Source organism: Pseudoalteromonas sp. 19-MNA-CIBAN-0066, assembly GCF_040308705.1.
GTDB lineage: Bacteria > Pseudomonadota > Gammaproteobacteria > Enterobacterales > Alteromonadaceae > Pseudoalteromonas > Pseudoalteromonas nigrifaciens.
This window is the reverse complement of the sequence record NZ_JBEONZ010000001.1, coordinates 258,323-277,421: the sequence shown is the minus strand read 5'-3', so window position 1 is coordinate 277,421 and position 19,099 is coordinate 258,323. Positions and strand designations below refer to the sequence as shown.

22 protein-coding genes are annotated in these 19,099 nt (G+C 40.8%); 2 read left to right on the top strand and 20 right to left on the bottom strand.

From position 1 onward, the window contains the following. Positions 1-26: 26 nt before the first annotated feature. The 10 genes from AAEZ18_RS01305 to ccmA are packed head-to-tail and all read right to left on the bottom strand — an operon-like array spanning position 27 to position 7,737. A complete protein-coding gene (locus AAEZ18_RS01305) occupies positions 27-758 on the bottom strand; it encodes an MlaA family lipoprotein (RefSeq protein WP_339684417.1) in 732 nt (243 codons plus the stop codon). A 9-nt stretch (positions 759-767) separates the two neighbouring features. After that, positions 768-2,009: a c-type cytochrome biogenesis protein CcmI gene (gene ccmI, locus AAEZ18_RS01300; protein ID WP_339684414.1), complete on the bottom strand. Its 1,242-nt coding sequence runs from the start codon at positions 2,007-2,009 to the stop codon at positions 768-770. Then, positions 2,010-2,471: a cytochrome c-type biogenesis protein gene (locus tag AAEZ18_RS01295; protein ID WP_011327522.1), complete on the bottom strand. Its 462-nt coding sequence runs from the start codon at positions 2,469-2,471 to the stop codon at positions 2,010-2,012. Next, positions 2,471-3,040, bottom strand: a complete 570-nt coding sequence (locus tag AAEZ18_RS01290) for a redoxin family protein (RefSeq protein ID WP_011327521.1) — start codon at positions 3,038-3,040, stop codon at positions 2,471-2,473. The genes AAEZ18_RS01295 and AAEZ18_RS01290 overlap by 1 nt, the downstream gene beginning before the upstream one ends. Next, positions 3,037-5,007: a heme lyase CcmF/NrfE family subunit gene (locus AAEZ18_RS01285; protein ID WP_011327520.1), complete on the bottom strand. Its 1,971-nt coding sequence runs from the start codon at positions 5,005-5,007 to the stop codon at positions 3,037-3,039. The genes AAEZ18_RS01290 and AAEZ18_RS01285 overlap by 4 nt, the downstream gene beginning before the upstream one ends. A 2-nt stretch (positions 5,008-5,009) precedes the next feature. Beyond that, a complete protein-coding gene (ccmE, locus tag AAEZ18_RS01280) occupies positions 5,010-5,489 on the bottom strand; it encodes a cytochrome c maturation protein CcmE (protein ID WP_011327519.1) in 480 nt (159 codons plus the stop codon). After that, positions 5,489-5,689 carry a heme exporter protein CcmD gene (ccmD, locus tag AAEZ18_RS01275; RefSeq protein ID WP_011327518.1) on the bottom strand — a complete coding sequence of 67 codons (201 nt, stop codon included), beginning with the start codon at positions 5,687-5,689 and terminating at the stop codon, positions 5,489-5,491. Before ccmD ends, ccmE begins: the two co-directional genes overlap by 1 nt. Before the next feature lie 2 nt (positions 5,690-5,691). After that, a complete protein-coding gene (locus AAEZ18_RS01270) occupies positions 5,692-6,429 on the bottom strand; it encodes a heme ABC transporter permease (RefSeq protein ID WP_011327517.1) in 738 nt (245 codons plus the stop codon). Between the two features lies 1 nt (position 6,430). Beyond that, positions 6,431-7,117, bottom strand: a complete 687-nt coding sequence (gene ccmB, locus AAEZ18_RS01265; protein ID WP_011327516.1) for a heme exporter protein CcmB — start codon at positions 7,115-7,117, stop codon at positions 6,431-6,433. After that, positions 7,117-7,737: a cytochrome c biogenesis heme-transporting ATPase CcmA gene (ccmA, locus tag AAEZ18_RS01260; protein ID WP_350594216.1), complete on the bottom strand. Its 621-nt coding sequence runs from the start codon at positions 7,735-7,737 to the stop codon at positions 7,117-7,119. The genes ccmB and ccmA overlap by 1 nt, the downstream gene beginning before the upstream one ends. Positions 7,738-7,850: 113 nt before the next feature. On the opposite strand from ccmA, the gene fliK reads away from it, so the two are divergent. Both fliK and AAEZ18_RS01250 read left to right on the top strand, forming a co-directional pair. After that, entirely contained in the window at positions 7,851-9,953 is a 2,103-nt protein-coding gene (gene fliK / locus AAEZ18_RS01255; protein WP_350594218.1) for a flagellar hook-length control protein FliK, read from the top strand. A 3-nt stretch (positions 9,954-9,956) separates the two neighbouring features. Continuing rightward, positions 9,957-10,265 carry an EscU/YscU/HrcU family type III secretion system export apparatus switch protein gene (locus AAEZ18_RS01250; RefSeq protein ID WP_011327513.1) on the top strand — a complete coding sequence of 103 codons (309 nt, stop codon included), beginning with the start codon at positions 9,957-9,959 and terminating at the stop codon, positions 10,263-10,265. 30 nt (positions 10,266-10,295) lie between these two features. Here the strand turns inward: AAEZ18_RS01250 and AAEZ18_RS01245 are convergent, their stop codons facing one another. The 10 genes from AAEZ18_RS01245 to cheY are packed head-to-tail and all read right to left on the bottom strand — an operon-like array spanning position 10,296 to position 19,079. Beyond that, a complete protein-coding gene (locus tag AAEZ18_RS01245) occupies positions 10,296-10,697 on the bottom strand; it encodes a DUF2802 domain-containing protein (RefSeq protein WP_011327512.1) in 402 nt (133 codons plus the stop codon). 18 nt (positions 10,698-10,715) lie between these two features. Continuing rightward, positions 10,716-11,213, bottom strand: coding sequence for a chemotaxis protein CheW (locus AAEZ18_RS01240; protein ID WP_011327511.1), 498 nt, complete (start codon positions 11,211-11,213; stop codon positions 10,716-10,718). 24 nt (positions 11,214-11,237) lie between these two features. After that, complete coding sequence (locus AAEZ18_RS01235) at positions 11,238-11,987, bottom strand: chemotaxis protein CheW (RefSeq protein WP_089367882.1); 750 nt, start codon at positions 11,985-11,987, stop codon at positions 11,238-11,240. Positions 11,988-11,990: 3 nt separating this feature from the next. Further along, positions 11,991-12,761: a ParA family protein gene (locus tag AAEZ18_RS01230; RefSeq protein ID WP_011327509.1), complete on the bottom strand. Its 771-nt coding sequence runs from the start codon at positions 12,759-12,761 to the stop codon at positions 11,991-11,993. Positions 12,762-12,773: 12 nt separating this feature from the next. Further along, positions 12,774-13,733, bottom strand: coding sequence for a flagellar motor protein MotB (locus AAEZ18_RS01225; RefSeq protein ID WP_179807111.1), 960 nt, complete (start codon positions 13,731-13,733; stop codon positions 12,774-12,776). Positions 13,734-13,741: 8 nt separating this feature from the next. Continuing rightward, the gene (locus AAEZ18_RS01220; RefSeq protein ID WP_058372798.1) at positions 13,742-14,506 is read right to left on the bottom strand and encodes a flagellar motor protein; all 765 of its coding nucleotides are present in this window, start codon (positions 14,504-14,506) and stop codon (positions 13,742-13,744) included. Continuing rightward, positions 14,499-15,674: a protein-glutamate methylesterase/protein-glutamine glutaminase gene (locus AAEZ18_RS01215; protein WP_350594222.1), complete on the bottom strand. Its 1,176-nt coding sequence runs from the start codon at positions 15,672-15,674 to the stop codon at positions 14,499-14,501. Before AAEZ18_RS01215 ends, AAEZ18_RS01220 begins: the two co-directional genes overlap by 8 nt. 51 nt (positions 15,675-15,725) lie before the next feature. After that, positions 15,726-17,903: a chemotaxis protein CheA gene (locus AAEZ18_RS01210; RefSeq protein WP_179807109.1), complete on the bottom strand. Its 2,178-nt coding sequence runs from the start codon at positions 17,901-17,903 to the stop codon at positions 15,726-15,728. Between the two features lie 15 nt (positions 17,904-17,918). Next, complete coding sequence (locus AAEZ18_RS01205) at positions 17,919-18,680, bottom strand: protein phosphatase CheZ (protein WP_011327504.1); 762 nt, start codon at positions 18,678-18,680, stop codon at positions 17,919-17,921. A gap of 15 nt (positions 18,681-18,695) precedes the next feature. Next, positions 18,696-19,079 carry a chemotaxis response regulator CheY gene (cheY, locus tag AAEZ18_RS01200; RefSeq protein ID WP_011327503.1) on the bottom strand — a complete coding sequence of 128 codons (384 nt, stop codon included), beginning with the start codon at positions 19,077-19,079 and terminating at the stop codon, positions 18,696-18,698. Positions 19,080-19,099 lie beyond the last annotated feature (20 nt).

Sequence of the window (19,099 nt, the reverse complement as noted above, 5' to 3'; positions counted from 1 at the left end):
CAGCATTGCTGGCGTTTTTAATAGGTTTACAAACTTTCTAAAAAATCTTCATCAAAGTCATCAGGCTCTTCTTTGATTGGCGGGTTACCGTCGTAAAGTTCGTATAATTGGCGTTGAAAATAAATATCTTTAATAAATAAGTAAGGGTCTAGTGAATCGTTCAATAAACCTTCTTGCGCAATTAGTGATGCACGGGCCTCAACAGCTTTTAACGCAAACACTAAAATTGTTTGTGGTGTAGTTAACGCTATTTTAGGTAAAACAAAGTTATCAACTACATCGCCGGTTAAGTTACGCGCTGTAGAAGGCCCCATAGCAGGTAGCATCAAGTAAGCACCATCACCTGCACCCCATACACCTAATGTTTGCCCAAAATCCTCATCTACATGTTCTAGACCTAATGAGCTGGCCACATCAAATAAACCAAAAACACCTACGGTCGAGTTAACTAAAAAACGTGCTAAGCTAACACTGGCATTACCTGGTTTACCCTGTAAACCGGCGTTGATCATATCTACCGGCGCACTAATATTATTGGTAAAATGCACTAAGCTTTGACGCACTGGTACAGGGGTCACCGTGATATACCCTACGGCGGCCGGTCTTAGTATGTATGTGTCTAAAACATCCATATTAAAGTCGTATATTGGGCGGTTAATATTTTGTAGTGGATCGCGCTCGTCCTTTTGGCTATCAGGTACTTGTGCACACCCGGCCAGCACTAACAAAACTATATAAATTAAACCATGTTTTAACATCGCGTATCCTTAAGGTATTAATGTGTCTATTTGCAGTTGCAACTGACGGGTACTTTCACGTTTTAATGCTGCTGAATGCCCTTCTAACTCACCGCTACTTGGCATTACTGAGTCATCATTAGAGATACGTGCAGTAATAACTATATCTTCTGCGCTTGACAAGTTTAATCCTGCAACCATAGAGTTTGCATCACTTAGTTCAACTGTAATAGGAAATTGATACTCGTTAAGCTTAACAACCGCTAGTGGCATTGGAGAGCCATTTAACGCTTTTGCAAAAACAAATAAAATTCCGTTTTCAGGTTGTTTATTTTTAAGCTCTGTACTTACATTTACTGTCACTTTAATTGCTGCACTCTTTGTAACATCAACATTTTGTGCTTGTTGTTGTTCAATCTCACTAATACGCTGCGCAATCATATTATAGCGGGTATCTGCTTTATCCATACTGGCAAGTAATACTTCAAACGCTGCTTTTGCTTGTACCCAATCTTTACGTTCGTAAGCAATGAGTGCTAATAAAGAAATAGCATCTAAATTTTGCGGCTCTTCTTGCAGTACTTTTGAAAGCATACCTGCAGCACGTGTCATGCTTGCCTCACTGCCCTCAAGTAACAGCACTTGGCTGTAACTAATAAGCACCTGCATATTAGCAGGATTCATTTGCAACGCTTTATCAAACGACTGCTGCGCCATATCAAATTCGTTCAATGACATAGCCACACGGCCCAGTAACATCCAGGCAATTTCGTCATCCCCCGTTTGGTTAAGCTTAGTTCGCAGTGCCAATGCAAATGCTTGCAGCTCGTTTTCACTCAGCGGCTCGCCTTTTTGCATAACAGCTCGCTCACCGTACTCTGCCAAGTTATCCATAGCATCGTGCCAAGCCGATATTTGCTGCTGATTACCGGTCATAGAGTAAAAAATACCGGTTAGGGCAATCACAAACGCACCGCCTGTTAAGGCAAAAATACGATTATTACCACGGCTATTAAGTGACTTTTCTGGAGAGAGCTCATTGAGTAAGCGACGTTTGAGCTCGATCACTGACTCACTGTGATTTTGTGCATCAATTCGCTGGTTTTCTAAGTCGTTTTGTAGCTCAACTAAACGCTGTTCATAAATACTAATAAGTTCTGCGTTCGCATTGTGCGTAATGGTTTTAACACGCTCTTTTTTTAAAAAAGGCAACATCACAAACAACAGTGCAATAAGTGTGAGTAAAGCAAAAGACGCCCACATTAAAATCATTTAACTTTGCTCCTGACGTTTATTTTTAGCAATTAATTTAACTAACATTGCTTCGTCGTTGTTGCTCCAGCTTTGTTTTACCGATGCTTTGCGTTGGCGAATAACAATAAAACCAAAACCAAAAATTACAATCAATACCGGTAAAACCCACAGCACTAAAGTTGCAGGGGTTACTGGTGGATCGTAATGTACAAAGTAGCCATAACGATCGATCATATAATCTATTACTTCGTCTTTCGTTTTACCATCTTTTACTAAAGCTAATACTCGCTCGCGTAAATCTTTTGCTACTACCGCATCAGAGTCGGCAATATTTTGATTTTGACACTTAGGGCAACGTAACTCTTTGGTTAGCTCTTCAAAGCGAACCGCTTGCTCGTTACTGTCAAATTGGTAACGGTCTTGCTGAGCAAGCGCCCCCATACTGACAAAAAGGCTAAGGGTTAATAACAACCACTTCATTATTTGAGCTCCTGCATAATTGGTGCAAACTTAGCACGCCACACTCGCGGATTTATATCACCGGTATGGTGCAACAAAATGGTGCCGCTTTTATCAACTAAAAAAGTTTCTGGCGCACCCGACACACCTAAATCTAACGACAGTGTGCGATGTAAATCTAAAATATTAAACTGATATGGGTCGCCAGCACGCGTTAGCATATTGGTTACGTCACTACGCAGTGCTTGCATATCAAATGGCCCGTCAAAATCGGCATCGTAACCTTGCACATAGTACAAGCCTATAATTTTAACGCCTTGCTCGCGCAATTTAGTTAAGTAGCCTAGCTCTGCTAAACATGTAGGGCACCAGGTACCCCATACATTTAATAAATAAACCTCACCTTTTAACTGCTCATTGCTCCATTGCTTATTATCTTGCATTAGATCTGGCAGGCTAAATTCTGGCATAGATTGCCCTAATCGCCCTGTTTGTATTTCCCTTGGGTTAGCAAATAACCCTTGGAATAAAAACACACAAATAAAAGCAAAAACCAGTAACGGTGCTATAGCTAAAAGCTTACGATTCATGCTTCGCTCTCCGCTGTTTCTTTTGTTGATTGAGGCGATGAGGTGCGATAGCGTTTATCAAATAAAATAACAAACCCTGCTAACGAAATTAATATACCGCCAATCCACATCCAACGCACAAATGGCTTATGATAAATTCGTAATGACCACGCGCCTTCGCTTAATTGCTCACCTAACGCTAGGTATAAATCGCGTGTGAAGCCTGCATCAATTGCTGCTTCTGTCATAAACTGCATGCCAATATCGTAACGGCGTTTTTCGGCATGTAACTGAGTGACTAGCTTGTCATTTTTTAATACCGATACAACACCCGCATGGCCACTGTAATTAGCTCCGCGAACATTTTTCACTCCTTCAAAGCGGTATTGATACTGATTAAGCTGCACCGTATCACCTGGTTTCATTGATACGTCGCGCTCAACCGAGTATGCCGAAGTAAGGGTTACGCCAGCAATTACAAAGGCAATACCTATATGGCCAAGTACCATAGCCCAATAACCTAAACCTAAGCGCTTAAAGCCTTCTTTAAAGGTGCTATGTACGGTAACTTTACTGTACAAATCAATACCTGTTGTAATTACAATCCATACAGCTAACGTGGTTGCTAATAAGGTAAGCGGTGCAATCACATCATAGCTAGAAAATAACCAAGCAAAGGTAATAATAATACTGACTAATACACCCATTAGTATTTTGTTTTGTAAAAACGCCCATTTATTTTGCTTCCAGCGTAAAAACGGCCCAATACCCATTAAAATAGCAAATGGCACTAACAGTATTGCAAACATCTTATTAAAAAATGGTTCGCCAATTGAAATGCTGCCTAAGCCCATTTCTTTGTGCACCATAGGCAATAAAGTACCTAGTAATACAATTAAAGTAGCAACCACTAAGAATATATTATTTAGCCACAGTGCTACTTCGCGCGATACTAACTTGTAACGCCCTTCGCTTCGCACTTGCGATACGCGCATGCCATAAAGTGCTAATGCACCGCCAACAACAATAGCTAAAAAGGCCAGTATAAATAAGCCTCTATCAGGGTCAGTTGCAAAAGCATGCACAGATACAATAATACCTGAGCGCACAATAAAGGTGCCCAGTAAGCTAAGTGAAAATGCTGCAATTGCTAACAGTACTGTCCATGATTTAAATACACCACGTTTTTCTGTCACACTCAATGAATGTAAAAGTGCTGTTGCTACTAACCAAGGCATTAAAGATGCATTTTCTACTGGATCCCAAAACCACCAGCCGCCCCAGCCAAGTTCTGAATACGCCCACCAACTTCCTATGGTAATACCTAAAGTTAAAAAGCCCCACGCGGTCATAGTCCAAGGACGAGACCATTTGGCCCAAGTATTATCTAGCTTGCCAGTTAAAAGTGCCGCAATTGCAAAAGCAAACGCTACAGATAGCCCTACATAACCCATATAAAGTAACGGCGGGTGTATGATCATACCCGGATCTTGTAGTAGCGGATTTAAGTCGCGCCCCTCTACCGGAAAATAAGGTAATAAACGCTCAAATGGGCTTGAAAGCAATAAGGTGTACATCATAAAGCCAACACCTAAAAAGCCAAGCACACCAAGTACACGAGCACGCAATACCCAAGGTAGTGCTTTAGAGCGCAGTGCAACAACAGCTGTCCAACCAGCTTGCATCAATAACCACAATAAAATAGCGCCTTCATGCCCACCCCAGGTCGAGGTTATTTGATAATACCAAGGCAAAGAGCTACTTGAGTGATACGCCACATACGCAACTGTAAAGTCATTTGTAAGGCTGGCATAAATAAGGGCGGCAAACGAAATAAATACAAATACAAATTGCCCTACCGCTAACGAAGGAGCAGCACGCATTAAGCGTAAATTACCGGTATGTGCCCCCCACAGCGGAAAAACACATAATAAAACGCTTAGCACCATGGCAAGCGTTAAAGAAAAATAACCAAGTTCTGGGATCATTATTAATTACCACTATCTAGGTTGTATTTAGGTTTCTCGTGTTTAATTCCTTTTAACGCTTCTGCCACTTCAGCAGGCATGTATTCTTCATCATGCTTAGCAAGTACTTCAAATGCTTCTATTACATTGGGCTCCACAAGTACACCTTGTGCAACTATGCCTTGGCCTTCGCGAAATAGGTCAGGCAAAATCCCCTGATAACGCACTACCACGGTTGGGCCTGTATCAACTAAAGTAAAGCTTACTTTTAAACTTTGCTCATTGCGCTCTACCGAACCTGGTACAACCATGCCACCAATGCGTAGCTTTTGGCCTATTTGTGGTTTTTCTTTATTGGGGCCTTTACCGTCAACAAGCTCACTTGGGGTATAAAATAAATTAATGTTTTCTTGTAATGCATACAGTACCAAGCCTATTGAGGCACCAATACCAAACAGCACTGCAACAATAACTAAAAGGCGTTTTTTACGTCTTGGGTTCATTATATTTGCTCCTGCTTAGCATTTTTAATACGAACTTCTCGCGCTATTTGTTGCTCTACCGATGCCATAATATGCTTAGTCTCTCTGAGTGAACTAAATAAAATACCTAATAAAATAAGTGCGCATGTACCAAAAGAAAGCCACACATAAAATCCATAGCCTCCCATTGCAATAAAATCAGAAAATGAGTCAAACTGCATAACTACCTCTTAGTTAACAACTGGCGCACCCATGGGCGATGCTTTTCACGTTGTAATATTTCATTTTTAAGACGAATTAAAGTAACAGTGCCAACAAAAGCCGCAAACGCCAAAATGTTTACCATTAATGGCCAAAACATACTGGGATCAATTGCTTTGGTATCTAGCTTAGTTATTGAGGCTCCTTGATGTAGAGTATTCCACCACTCAACAGAGTAATGAATAATAGGTAAATTAATAACCCCTACAATAGCCAAAATAGAAGCGGCACGACCCGCTGCCTTCTTATCTTCAAAGGCATGGTACAAAGACAACACACCCAAATATAAAAATAATAAAATAAGTTCTGAGGTTAAACGCGCATCCCACACCCACCAAGCGCCCCACATAGGTTTACCCCATGCAGCACCGGTTATAAGTGCAATCGCAGTAATGCACGCCCCTACAGGCGCAATTGCAATAACTGCAAGTTCAGCGTTTCGTAACTGCCAAACCAGCGCAATAATGGCAGCAATTGCCATTGATGAATAAGCACCCATAGATAAAATAGCCGAAGGCACATGAATAAAAATGATACGGTAGCTGTCTTTTTGTTGGTAATCGGCAGGCGCAAAACCAAGCCCCCATACCCAACCAACTAACATACTAATAACCGTAACTACGGCAAAATAAGGCAATAACGTATTGCATAACTTATATGCACGCTCTGCTTTAGCATAGGGATGTAACCACTTCCACATATTAACTTACACTCACTTTTAATGCTGACGATATGGCGATTGGCGCACTAATAATAGCAATAACTAACATAGCGCCAAGAATGGCAAGCTGCCCACTATAATCCAGCGACATAGTACTGGTATCGATAGCTGACGTTGCAAAAATTAAAACCGGAATATACAAAGGCAACACCAATAAACTCATTAAAATACCGCCTTTTTGTAATCCTACAGTAAGCCCAGCCCCAATTGCGCCAATAAAGCTCAACAAAGGCGTACCTAATAATAGCGTTAGTAACGTAGCCATTAATGCTGTGTTATCTAAATTCAATAGTAGTGCAAACAGTGGGGTCATTAATACCAAAGGAAGCCCAGTGATCACCCAATGCGCGGCTACTTTAGCCAACACAGTTAACGATAACGGATACGACGATGCAATAAGTTGTTCAAGTGAGCCATCGTTATAATCATCTCTAAACAGCTTATCTAAGCCCAACATAGTTGAGAGTAAAGCAGCCACCCAAATTATACCCGGCGCCATTCTTGCCAGTAGACCGGGCTCTGGCCCAATAGCTAACGGAAATAATGAAATAACAATTAAAAAGAACAAAATAGGATTGATAATTTCAGCGCGCTGACGAAAAGCAAGTTTAACATCTTTACTAAACACGGCTTTAAAAAGTAACCAATAGGAGTGTTGTCGGGTCATTAGTGACGATACTCCAAAGTGAGTGTTTGTAGGTTGCTAAAATGAGCCGTTAAATCTTGATGCGTGGTTAGCAATATAGCTCCGCCATTTTTTAAATGCTCAACAAAACGTTGCTGTAAAAAGACAACACCACTTTTATCAAGTGCTGTAAATGGCTCATCTAAAATCCATAACTTAGCTTCACTTAACCATAATCGAGCTAACGCAACACGGCGTTGCTGCCCAGCAGAGAGCGTTCTAACCGGTACATCTTCAAGGCCTACTAAGCCAAGCTTACTTAATAAAGGGTATAAATCACCTTCATTAGTGTAGCCATTAATTGCCAGCCAATGCTTAACGTTTTCAAGCGCACTGAGCTGCACATTAACCCCGGTTTTATGGCCTATAAATAATAGATCTCTGGCGTACTCTTCATAGTACTTTTTAATCGACTGATTAAGGTACAGAATATCGCCTTCATCAGGCATAGAAAAGCCCGCTATAATACGTAATAAAGACGTTTTACCAGCACCATTAGCACCTGCTAATTGCATGATTTGGCCGCTATTAAGGCTAAAATTAAGATCCGCAAACAAACAACGTTCTTGCTTGATGCAGGTGACGGACTTAATGTGTAACAAGATGACGATTCTCTCTGCCAAAAATTAGGCGTTAGTCTATCATAATGATAGGGTAATACGAATATTGCTTTAAAATCGATTCACTAAAAATAAAGAAAACTTGATTTAAAATAATGAATACACCTACGCAAATTACATTATCTAATTCATTGGTTAATAACCTAACCTCTAATGCGCCTAAGCATAACTTAACCTCGCTTCCTGGCGAGATGCTTGCGGCAAAAAATATTCAGTTTTCTAAAGAATCGATTACCCTAGATGTATTAATAAATAAGCACTGGCAAACTCTCAGACTTGGCATTACAACTGCGCCAAAAAACTTAGACAAAATAGCCAGCGCAAATATACAGCTCAGTAATGAGGGCAAGTCACTTGCAATTACCCCCAACAATACAAGGCTTACACTTAATCAACCGGTGCAATTACAGCAATTTTTAAATTATATAAATACCGGAAGCGAGTTACAAAATAACCCTATGCCGGCGCAGGTCGTATTAACGCCTACACCCAAGCTGGTAATTGAAAAGCTTAATGCCAGCATTGCAATTAATAAAGAGGTAGCGCAACTACTGGCCGCCGAGCAACCATTAAAAATAATAATTAGCACTAATAACAAAGGCGCGCAGCTAGACGTTATCAATCGCTTTGTTGACTCCGTGCATACACAACCCATAACTCAAGCAAAACTAGCAAGTTTACTTGCGCAAAATTTGCCAAATGCACAGCTACAAGCAACCCCTAAATTTGCAATTTTAACGCATGCACAACAAGCAGGTTCATTTAAGCTTAATATAAACAATAATCAACTTAACCAACTTTCGCATACCGTAACAAACGTAAACTTGAGCAGCCAAGCCAACAAACTGTTAATTAAAACTAATATAAACAGTACCACTGTCATACTTAAAAACTCGTTCACAAAACCGTTTAATCAACTAATTTCGGCGCAGCAAAGCAGCGTATCAACAAGCAATTTAAATAACCCTACTAGTCCATTAATAGCGGCTAATAACAGCCCTATTGATTCTTGGTTAAAAAGTAGTTTTGGTGAACTAAAAACGCGTATAAGTGATGCAGTAAAATACTTCGAAAACAAACCTTTTGCCGCTATAAATCAAACGCCAACAGGTATTAATAAACTAAATGTCGCCGAGCAGTTAAACCAGCAACCTAACCAGTTGCCACCTTTAGTGCAGTTAACCCAATTAATTAAATCAAGTGTTAGCCTATGGCAGTTGCCAACAAGCATGCTCTTTGCAACAACGAGCAATGGCAAACTAAGTTCGCAAAATCAATTACACCCTTTAGAAGCTAAATTACTCGCTCCACTGCTAAACCAACTCAGTGCAGCTAGCGCAATAAACATACCCAATAACACGCCGCTTTTAAGCAGCAAAATAGCAGATATTGCACAGCAGTTATCGCAGCAACCAGCCGACTTAACGCGCCTCGTAAATCAGGCATTTAATCGGATGGTTTCTAGTAACAATTTGCACCCAACAGCTATACAGCGCGAAATTCTTGCCACATTACAACCAACGCAACTGACAAACGACACGCTGCAAAGCAGTTTTAGTAAGGGATTAGAGCAACTTGCAGTAAGCATTTTAGCCGCGCCTATTATTAGCCAAACAACTACACCTATTAGCATTAATAATCAAACCGGCTTAGATGCACTACTGCAGGTGTTATTACCCACATTTAAAACCGGCAACTCTGGTGCTAAATTACTTGAGCAACTGCAACAAAGCCAAGTGCAAGCACTTGCGGGGGAGTTAACACAAGTTAAAAATACCCTTGGCCAAGTAAATGTTACCCCTGCTAATCAGCTAGCCGACTCAAACCCCTTGGTAAACTTTTTATTACCAATGAAATTACCGCCAGAAGCGGCGCAAACAGAAATAACATTAGGCCAATATAAAAAGCCCAGTGGCGATAAGCTAGCAGGAAAAAATGTCTGGTTTGTTAGATTAAACTTTGATTATGCACAGCTTGGTCAGTTACAAATTACTGCCGAATTAATGGATAAAGCACTTGATTGCCAGTTATTTGCATCAAGCCAAGAAGTGACCGCTATGGCTCATCCGCATCTTGATAATTTAAGATCAAAATTAGCCAAGCATGGTTTGCAAGTAGGTGATCTTACTTTAAAGCAAGGCGATGCAAGCCATCAAGCTTTTTATAAATCGCATGCCATTATTAATATTAAGGTATAAAAAATGAGTGACTCAGCCAACAACAAATCTGCGATTGGGCTTTTATATGCAGCCGGAAACTCGCCAATGGTAAGTACCAAGGGCTTTGGTAAATTAGCTGATGAAATAATAGCAGCGGCTGAAAAAAAAGGCATTATGATCCATCAAGATGAAGCATTAGCCAAAACGTTATCACACTTAGAGCTTGGGGAAGAAATACCTAAAGAGTTGTATTATGTAATTGCTGAGCTAATTGCATTTTCGTATGTATTAAGAGGGCAATTTCCGCCAGGCTGGCAAGACTTTCAAGGTAAGTTAAATATTAAGGCGTAGCTTTAACAGCATTAAAAAGCAAAAAAGACGCTAAGCGCCTTTTTGTTTATGCAATGAAAACAGCAGTTCTGCTTCTGCTCTAGGTAATTCGCATTCACGAATTACTTCTTCTAAATCAGCTCCAAGTTCGACCATTTTTACAGCACGAGAATAAATTTTTGCATCTGGATCGTCATACTTTTGCGCTGCTTGTTGTTGAGTTAGCTCTTCATTTTGCTGCTCAACTTCAAGTACTCGCTTACCAATACTTAATAACCCAGTGCGCAACTCTTGTACCTCACTGCGTAAAATATTAATTTGCTCAGCCGAGTCTTTAAATTGCTGCAGCTGAGAGGTAAGCTCACTTGCATAGCTGCTTTTAAATAGAATGATCATCGCCAATGCTATAAGGGCAACAGCTAACGCTATAATTGCTAAACTGAGTAATAACATAATTTTTAGTGGTAAAGCTTATAAATCGCTCAACTCATCCCATTCGTCGTCACTAAGTAGCTTATTTAAATCAACTAAAATAAGTAACTCGTTTTCGCGATTACACACACCCTGAATAAACTTAGCGCTTTCTTCTGTGCCTACATTCGGCGCACTGTCTATTTCTGAGCTTCGCAAATAAACCACTTCAGATACGCTGTCGGCTAAAATACCAATAACTTGCTCTTCAGCTTCAATAATTAAAATTCGCGAATTATCTGTTGCATCCGTACCGGCTAAACCAAAACGGGCACGAGTATCAATAACCGTAACCACATTGCCACGTAAGTTAATAATACCAATCACGTACGAAGGTGCACCAGGTACAGGGGCTATTTCAGTGTAGCGTAATATTTCTTGCACTTGCATTACGTTAACACCGTAAGTTTCGTCTTCTAACTTAAACGTTACCCACTGTAGTATTTCATCATTATTATCTGCATTTTTATTTGCTGACAGTAACTTATCTTGGTTCATGCTGTTTCCCCGTAATGGTCATTACTACTGACGGCTGTCTAGGCCTTTCTCTAATAATGCATTTAAATTATTTACATCTATTAAAGCGCACATTTTTTCTTTAATAACACCGGCAAGCCATGGGCGCTTACTTTGGTTTGTACGCCATTTTACATCTTCTTTACTCAATGTAATGTTATTTATTAGCTTTTCTGCCAATAATCCCCACTGACTGTCGCCTAGTGTAATTAAATACTTGTAGTTAAGTGACGCCTCTAACTTTTCGTCATACTTTTCTGGCATAACCCAACGTGCGGTATCAACCACATTAAGTTTTTCATCTCTATTGAGCATAACGCCTTTAAACCACTTTGGTTTACCAAATAAATGATTTACTTCACTTAATTCATGTATACCGCCTAACGCTTTAAGCGGCACAGCTAGCGTTAATCCTGCCACTTCAAAAAATAAGGCTTGAAACTGCCCGTCAAAATAATCAGCTTGGCTTTGTGCGGCTAATATTTGCTCGGCCGACAGTGTTTGCTCAGCAGAGGTGACTAGGGCTTTGATTTCTTGCGCTATCGGCTTTTTAATAATTTCTGGCACAACTTGCTCAAATACTGGCGTACTTTGTGTGCTCTGCGCTTCTAAATCTGGGTGTTCAGTTTTTTTATCCGTTACTTGCTCAAGTAATTTTGCAACGGGTTCAAGATTATCTACAGGCTCGTCTTCGCACAATAACGCGCCTAGATATTGAGTCATTACTTTTTCATTAGCAAATAATTGCTTACTCATTGATTAACCTTGTTCTATTAAATAGTCGAGCAATGCCTTGTAGGCATATACCCCGCGAGACCGTGGGCAAAATTCACTTGGAACTTGTTGCGCTAAACTGGCGTCTCTAAATTTGGTATCTACCGGAACAACGCCCGGCCACACTTTATCAGTATAAGTATTTTGCAGTGTTTTATATGCCTCTAACGAGGCTTTAGTGCGCTTATCGTACATGGTGGCAATTATAGTATATTCATAGCTTTTAGCTTGAGATGTTTGCATTAACTGCATAGTACGCATCATTCTGTCGAGCCCCTTTAGCGCTAAAAACTCGGTTTGTACCGGCACTAAAATGCGTTCACTCGCAGCTAGCGCATTAACCATTAATACGCCAAGTACTGGGGGGCAATCGAGGATTGCATAGTCGTAATATTCGCTTATTTTTGCAAGCGCTTTTTTTAATATTAATCCCATGCCGGTTTTATTGCCCATACTTCTATCTAGAGTAGCGATAGCCATAGTGGCGGGTAATATATCTAAGTTTTCAATACTAGATGGACATAATGCTTGGAGTATTTCTTCGCTTTGCATGCTAGTTCCGCGTACAAAAATATCGTATACGCTAACCTCTAAATCCTCAGAATCAATGCCAAAGTAATAGGTTAATGAGGCATGAGGATCGGTATCAATCAATAATACGCGCTTACCTTGAGATGCTAAAATACCTGCAAGGCTAACCGCGGTTGTGGTTTTCCCTACTCCACCTTTTTGATTTGCTACAGTCCAAATCTTCACATTGCATCCTAATTACAGTTCATTTCGAGTCGATATACGAATACCGCCATGGGGTAAACGAATTATTTTTATTGTATTATCGTCAGAGGGTAATTCTGCTTCAGGCTCAGGTTTAACGACTACTTGTTGCGGCTCAACGCTTACTACTTCTGCTGTTGGTGGCAACCCATATTTAGATAGGGCAATAACTACTTTGCGATTTTCAGCACGCCCTTGCTTAGTATCGTTAGTGGCAAAAGGAGAATATTGACCATATCCCTCAATCGCCATTCGCGCTGAATTTATACCTAGCCTTTCAAGCTCAACTAAAACGGCTGTTGCACGCGCCACCGACAACTCCCAATTCGAGCTGTACATTTCATTACCTATGGTTTGGTTGTCAGTATAGCCGCGTACTCTAATATAGTTATCTACCGGAGCAATTATATCTTTAATTATTTTAACAACTTGCTTAGCTCGAACTTGCGCTACACTACTGCCACTTGAAAATAGCATGCCAGAACTAAGCTCAATGATCAGCCAATCTTGGCTGAGTTCTAAACTTGCTTCACCATCGCGTATTTCATCTATTAATGACGATTGCAGCTTAGCCAACAAACTATCGAGTGGTTTGCCAAGGTGTTTTTGCTCAATATTACTGGTATCGCTTTGTCCGTCCAGCAGCTTTGGCCCGTGTTCTTCTTTTAAAATACTTTCGCCGTAGAGCACTTCTTGCTCTGGGGTTACTCTGTCTGTCAATATTGCGTCGCCATTTACCCCAGTTCCTTGCTGCGAATGTTGACGGGCTGACTTATCAAATACATAACCAATCGAATCGGACAGCACTTGAAATTTCTCTTCTTTGTTAATTGCTATTGCGTACAAAACCACAAAAAAGGCAAACATAATCGTCATATAATCAGCATAAGACACCAGCCAACGTTCTGTGTGTTGACTTTTAGTAGTGGTGTTGCGTAAGCGACGACGTAACATAATAGGGGCTACTCAACCACGACATTTGGGCGGTCAACCCGATAGGCTTCAAGCTTTAATTCAATGCTTACTGGGCTTTCGCCTTGGCTTATTGCAATTACGCCCTCGGCAAGCATTTCGTGATAAAGCATTTTTTGCTCAACCCGTTGCTTTAACTTATTAGCCATAGGTAAAAATAATAAATTAGCTAAACCCACGCCATAAATAGTTGCTATAAAGGCAGTGGCAACACCGGCTCCAAGCTTTTGCGGATCTGTAATAAACGACATTGCCTGAATAAGACCAAGCACGGCCCCTAAAATACCTATGGTCGGACTATAACCGCCCATAGCTTCATAAACACGACTTGCCTCTAGCAGACGTTCGCGCTCTAACAGTAAATCTATTTCTAACGTATCGCGCAGTTTTTGATCTGAGCAACCATCAACTAATAATCCAAGCCCTTTTGCAGCATAGGCATCTGGGTGGGTAAGCGCTTCGTTTTCAAGGGCTAAATAACCTTCTTGACGTGCTTTATGTGACCATCCTTTTACTTGCTCTATGGCATCTTCAATATTGTATTTAGGCGATACAAAAACCCAGTGCGTAATTTCTAGCATCTTTTTAAAAGTACTGGCTGATGTTTGTAACATTACAGCACCCAATGTGCCGCCCAGTACAATGATCAACGCAGGTCCGTTAAATAATGCCGATACCACACCGCCCTCTAACGAGTAACCTATAGCAATGGCGCCCAAGCCAATAAGTAAACCTAGTACGGAAAGCTTATCCACAGCCCACCTCTGTCTTTAAACGTATTGCTACTTCATCTAATGGCAGACTTTCGCTCGCTAAACCAGCATTAGCAATTGCTTGTGGCATACCATAAACAACACAGCTTTTTTCATCTTGTGCCCAAATGGTTGCCCCTGATTGTTTAAGCATACGAGCGCCTTCACGCCCATCTGCGCCCATACCAGTTAATACTATAGCTAATACATCACCTTGATACGCTTTAGCGGCACTGGCGAAGGTTACATCAACGCTTGGTTTGTAACTAATGCGCTCGCTGTTATCTTCAAAAACTCGTAGTGTTCTACTTGCCCCACGACCATCAATCATCATTTGCTGGCCACCCGGTGCTAAGTAAGCCACACCTGCTTGCAGTCGATCTCCTTGCTGCGCTTCTTTTACCTGAATTTTACACAAACTATTTAAGCGTGCCGCAAAAGCCGGAGTAAACGCAGCAGGCATATGCTGAATTAATAATATAGGGTGCGGAAAGTTAGCAGGAAGCTGAGTTAATATAGTTTGCAGCGCAACAGGTCCACCGGTTGATGTGCCAATTGCAACTAGTTGATAGTGCTTGCCACTCGTGCGCTTTGTTACTATTGCACTGCGACTAGTTACTGCCGAATTATTAAAGCTTCGCTCTGGTTGTACTACTGTTGTTGCTGTTTTATTTGTTTGTGCAAACCTTGCTGCTAATGCGCTTGGCGCTGAAGTAGGTGTAAATAAAGGTTTGTTTATACTGGAGGGGCTAGGGCTAGCAACACGTCTAATACGTTGGCGGCCAATTTCTTTTACTTTGCTTTGCAGCAGCTTAATGGCATCTTCGTTATTGCGAGCAATGTCTTCAAATTTTTTCGGTAAAAAATCCATAGCACCAGCATCAAGTGCATCTAAAGTTGCAGTTGCACCGGAGCGAGTTAACGAAGAAAACATTAAAATTGGCGTCGGGTTACTGGCCATAATTTCTTTTACAGCACTTATACCATCCAACACCGGCATTTCTACATCCATAGTGATCATATCAGGACGTAAACTAGCTGCTTTTTCTACAGCATCTCGGCCATTTACGGCAAAGCCAATTACTTCAATCTCGCTATCTAATTCAAGAATCTCACTCACTCGACGGCGAAAAAAGCTCGAATCATCAACAACTAAAACTTTAACGGCCATTTTGCTCTCTTATTTTTATTGTGTAGACGTATAAAGTATACGTCTACTTTATTATTTACCTGCGTAGTGTTTTAACATACTCGGTACATCTAATATAAGTGCAATACCACCATCCGAAGTAATAGTGGCACCTGCCATTCCAGGCGTACCTTGTAATAAAGCGTCTAACGGCTTAATAACCACTTCTTCTTGACCAATTAACGAATCAACCACAAAGCCAACTTGTTGTGTACCTATTTGCACAATAACCACATGCCCTTGCGCTTTACGGCTTGTACGATCGGCACCTTTCACTAGCCAATGCTCTAAATAAAATAAAGGCACTGCCTTTTTACGAACAATAATAGTTAACTGACCATCAACCACATTCGTTTTAGTAAGGTCTAAGTTAAATATTTCACTTACCCCTGCTAATGGTAGTGCAAATGTTTGCTCACTCACTACCACCATTAAGGTAGGTAAAATAGCCAAAGTTAACGGTACTTTAATTTCAAGTATAGTGCCCACACCTAGTTCTGACTCTATGCTAACCGAGCCATTTAACTGGGTGATTTTAGTTTTAACCACATCCATGCCAACACCACGACCAGAAATATCAGATATTGCTTCTTTGGTAGAAAACCCTGGCGCAAATATCAGATTGTAAGCTTCGGTGTTAGACAAACGGCTTGCTTGCTCTTGATCAAGCACACCTTTTTTAATTGCTATTTGTTTTAGTTTTTCAGCATCCATACCTGCGCCATCATCTTTAATGGTAAGCAAAATATGATCCCCCTGCTGCGAAGCAGAAAGCGTAACGGTACCTGTTCTCGGTTTACCCGCAGCTTCACGATCATCTGGCATTTCTATACCATGATCAACCGAGTTACGTACTAAATGCACTAATGGATCGGCCAGTGCCTCAACTAGGTTTTTATCTAAATCGGTTTCTTCGCCAACCAGCAATAAATTAATATCTTTATTTAAGGTACGTGCTAAGTCGCGAACAACACGCGGAAAACGGCCAAATACTTTTTTGATTGGCTGCATTCGCGTTTTCATTACCGCGCCTTGCAAATCAGCTGTAACAACATCTAAGTTAGATATTGCTTTACTCATAGATTCACTTTCTGAACTGGTGGCTAAACTCACTAAACGATTACGTACTAATACAAGCTCGCCCACCATATTCATAATTTGATCAAGGCGTTTAGTATCAACCCTTACTGTTGTTTCAGCTTGTGCAGGCGGCGCTTTTTTAGCAACTGGCGCAGCGGTATTGGTATTAGCACTTGCTGCTACAACAGCCGCTTGTGGCTGCTTAACTTTATCAACTGCTACTGGTGAGGCTTTAACTACAGCTGCTTTAGGAGCCGTAACTTTATTTACAGGTGCAGGTGTTGCCGCGCTTTCTTTAGATTTTGGCGCCGCTCCCTTGCCATGTAGCTCATCTAGTAAAGCTTCAAACTCATCGTCACTTATTTCATCATCGTTAGTGCTAGCAGCCGGACTTTGAGCTGCTTGAGGTTTTGGGGTTTTATTTACCGCACCAAAACTTCCCACCCCGTGAAGCTCATCTAATAAGCTATCAAATTCATCGTCGGTAATATCGCCACTTAAGTCGCTGCTATTACTTAATGACTCTTTTATTGCAGGGCCTTTACTTTTGCCATGAAGTTCATCAAGTAAGTTTTCGAATTCATCTTCGCTAATTTCATCAATATGCGCATCGTTTGCTGTAGCGTTTGTTGCTGCACTGGGTGCATCAAACAACTCATCAAATGCAAAAGGGTCATCATCTAAATTAGCATCTTGCGTTATTACTGGCGCAATAGTGTCACCACCAAGCTCTTCTTCTGTGGGGGGTAAACCTAATTTATGTAATATTTCGAGTAACTGGGGATCGGCAGGCTCTGGTTGCTCACGATTTTTTATCGTAGCAAACATTTCGTTAATAGTATCAAGTGCTTGAAGTATAACATCCATTAGCTCAGAGTTAACTGTTCGCACTTTTTGGCGCAGTAAGTCAAACACGTTTTCTGCGCCATGGCAGGCATCTACCAGCTCTGACATCGCTAAAAAGCCCGCGCCACCTTTAACAGTGTGAAAGCCTCTAAAAATAGCGTTCAATAATTCAGTATCTTCTGGGTTATTTTCCAGTTCAACTAATTGTTCAGATAAAAGCTCAAGGATTTCTCCAGCTTCAACTAAAAAATCTTGTAATATATCTTCATCGACTTCAAAGCTCATGCAGTTACTCTCCTATTAGAAGCCCAAACTTGATAAAAGATCATCAACTTCGTCTTGATCAGATACAACATCATCACGCGATTCTTTATCAATAATAGGGCCTTCTGGGCCTGCTAATGCTTGTGCGGCAATCGAGTTTTCTGTTTTTTGTTGCTCTTGGTTATCGTTTTCATCTTGTGCTGCAAACGCAGTTAACAGATGAATTAAACTTTCTTCAACTTCGCGTACCAGCTCAATAACACGGCGAATTACTTGTCCGGTTAAATCCTGATAATCTTGAGCCATTAACACATTAGTCATTAATACTTGCAACTCATCGGTTTTAAGATGCGAGCTGTTCATAAATTTATCAATGCTATGACACAATGTTTTAAATTCACCAAGTTCAAGATCGCGGCTCATTAACCGATCCCAGGTTGGCTTGATATGCGAAATATCATCAGCTAATTGCTGGGCTAAAGGCAGGCTCGCTTCAACCGCATCCATGGTTTTGTTGGCGGCGTTTTCTGTCATTTCTATGACATAGTTAAGTCGCTTTTTAGCGTCCGGAATGGCATCAGTGGTTAAATCTGTTATGCGGGTGTCAAGCTCAAAACCCTTTAAAGACTCGTGCAACTGGCGCGTTAATTTACCTACTTCTGCAAACAAATATGATTGTTCTTGAGAGGCAGTTTCTAAAATTAACTGATCAGCTTTATGTTGCTCACCGTTTTCTAAAAAAGTGACCAGCTGACGTGCTTGCTCTAAAGTAATCTGAGGCGCAGCAGGTGCTGACATAAGCCTCTCCCCTTATTAACCTAAGCGTTCGAACACTTTTTCTAATTTAGTTTTTAATGTACCCGCAGTAAATGGCTTAACAATATAACCATTAACACCTGCTTGGGCTGCTGCAATAATTTGCTCTTTCTTAGCTTCTGCAGTAACCATTAAAACCGGAAGATGCTTTAATTTGTCATCTGCGCGTATTGCTCTTAACAAGTCAATACCTTGCATGCCCGGCATATTCCAATCTGTTACTACAAAGTCAAATGATTGATTTTGCAACATAGGTAAAGCAGTTGAGCCATCATCTGCTTCTAAAACATTGGTAAACCCTAAATCACGCAATAGGTTTTTAATAATACGTCTCATCGTTGAAAAGTCATCAACAACAAGAATTTTTATGTTTTTATCCAAAACATCCTCCAGTGAGGCCT

Coding starts and splice junctions, on each gene's coding strand:
- AAEZ18_RS01305 (WP_339684417.1), bottom strand. CDS start 758: ATGTTAAAACATGGTTTAATTTATATAGTTTTGTTAGTGCTGGCCGGG.
- ccmI (WP_339684414.1), bottom strand. CDS start 2,009: ATGATTTTAATGTGGGCGTCTTTTGCTTTACTCACACTTATTGCACTG.
- AAEZ18_RS01295 (WP_011327522.1), bottom strand. CDS start 2,471: ATGAAGTGGTTGTTATTAACCCTTAGCCTTTTTGTCAGTATGGGGGCG.
- AAEZ18_RS01290 (WP_011327521.1), bottom strand. CDS start 3,040: ATGAATCGTAAGCTTTTAGCTATAGCACCGTTACTGGTTTTTGCTTTT.
- AAEZ18_RS01285 (WP_011327520.1), bottom strand. CDS start 5,007: ATGATCCCAGAACTTGGTTATTTTTCTTTAACGCTTGCCATGGTGCTA.
- ccmE (WP_011327519.1), bottom strand. CDS start 5,489: ATGAACCCAAGACGTAAAAAACGCCTTTTAGTTATTGTTGCAGTGCTG.
- ccmD (WP_011327518.1), bottom strand. CDS start 5,689: ATGCAGTTTGACTCATTTTCTGATTTTATTGCAATGGGAGGCTATGGA.
- AAEZ18_RS01270 (WP_011327517.1), bottom strand. CDS start 6,429: ATGTGGAAGTGGTTACATCCCTATGCTAAAGCAGAGCGTGCATATAAG.
- ccmB (WP_011327516.1), bottom strand. CDS start 7,117: ATGACCCGACAACACTCCTATTGGTTACTTTTTAAAGCCGTGTTTAGT.
- fliK (WP_350594218.1), top strand. CDS start 7,851: ATGAATACACCTACGCAAATTACATTATCTAATTCATTGGTTAATAAC.
- AAEZ18_RS01250 (WP_011327513.1), top strand. CDS start 9,957: ATGAGTGACTCAGCCAACAACAAATCTGCGATTGGGCTTTTATATGCA.
- AAEZ18_RS01245 (WP_011327512.1), bottom strand. CDS start 10,697: ATGTTATTACTCAGTTTAGCAATTATAGCGTTAGCTGTTGCCCTTATA.
- AAEZ18_RS01240 (WP_011327511.1), bottom strand. CDS start 11,213: ATGAACCAAGATAAGTTACTGTCAGCAAATAAAAATGCAGATAATAAT.
- AAEZ18_RS01235 (WP_089367882.1), bottom strand. CDS start 11,987: ATGAGTAAGCAATTATTTGCTAATGAAAAAGTAATGACTCAATATCTA.
- AAEZ18_RS01225 (WP_179807111.1), bottom strand. CDS start 13,733: ATGTTACGTCGTCGCTTACGCAACACCACTACTAAAAGTCAACACACA.
- AAEZ18_RS01215 (WP_350594222.1), bottom strand. CDS start 15,674: ATGGCCGTTAAAGTTTTAGTTGTTGATGATTCGAGCTTTTTTCGCCGT.
- AAEZ18_RS01210 (WP_179807109.1), bottom strand. CDS start 17,903: ATGAGCTTTGAAGTCGATGAAGATATATTACAAGATTTTTTAGTTGAA.
- AAEZ18_RS01205 (WP_011327504.1), bottom strand. CDS start 18,680: ATGTCAGCACCTGCTGCGCCTCAGATTACTTTAGAGCAAGCACGTCAG.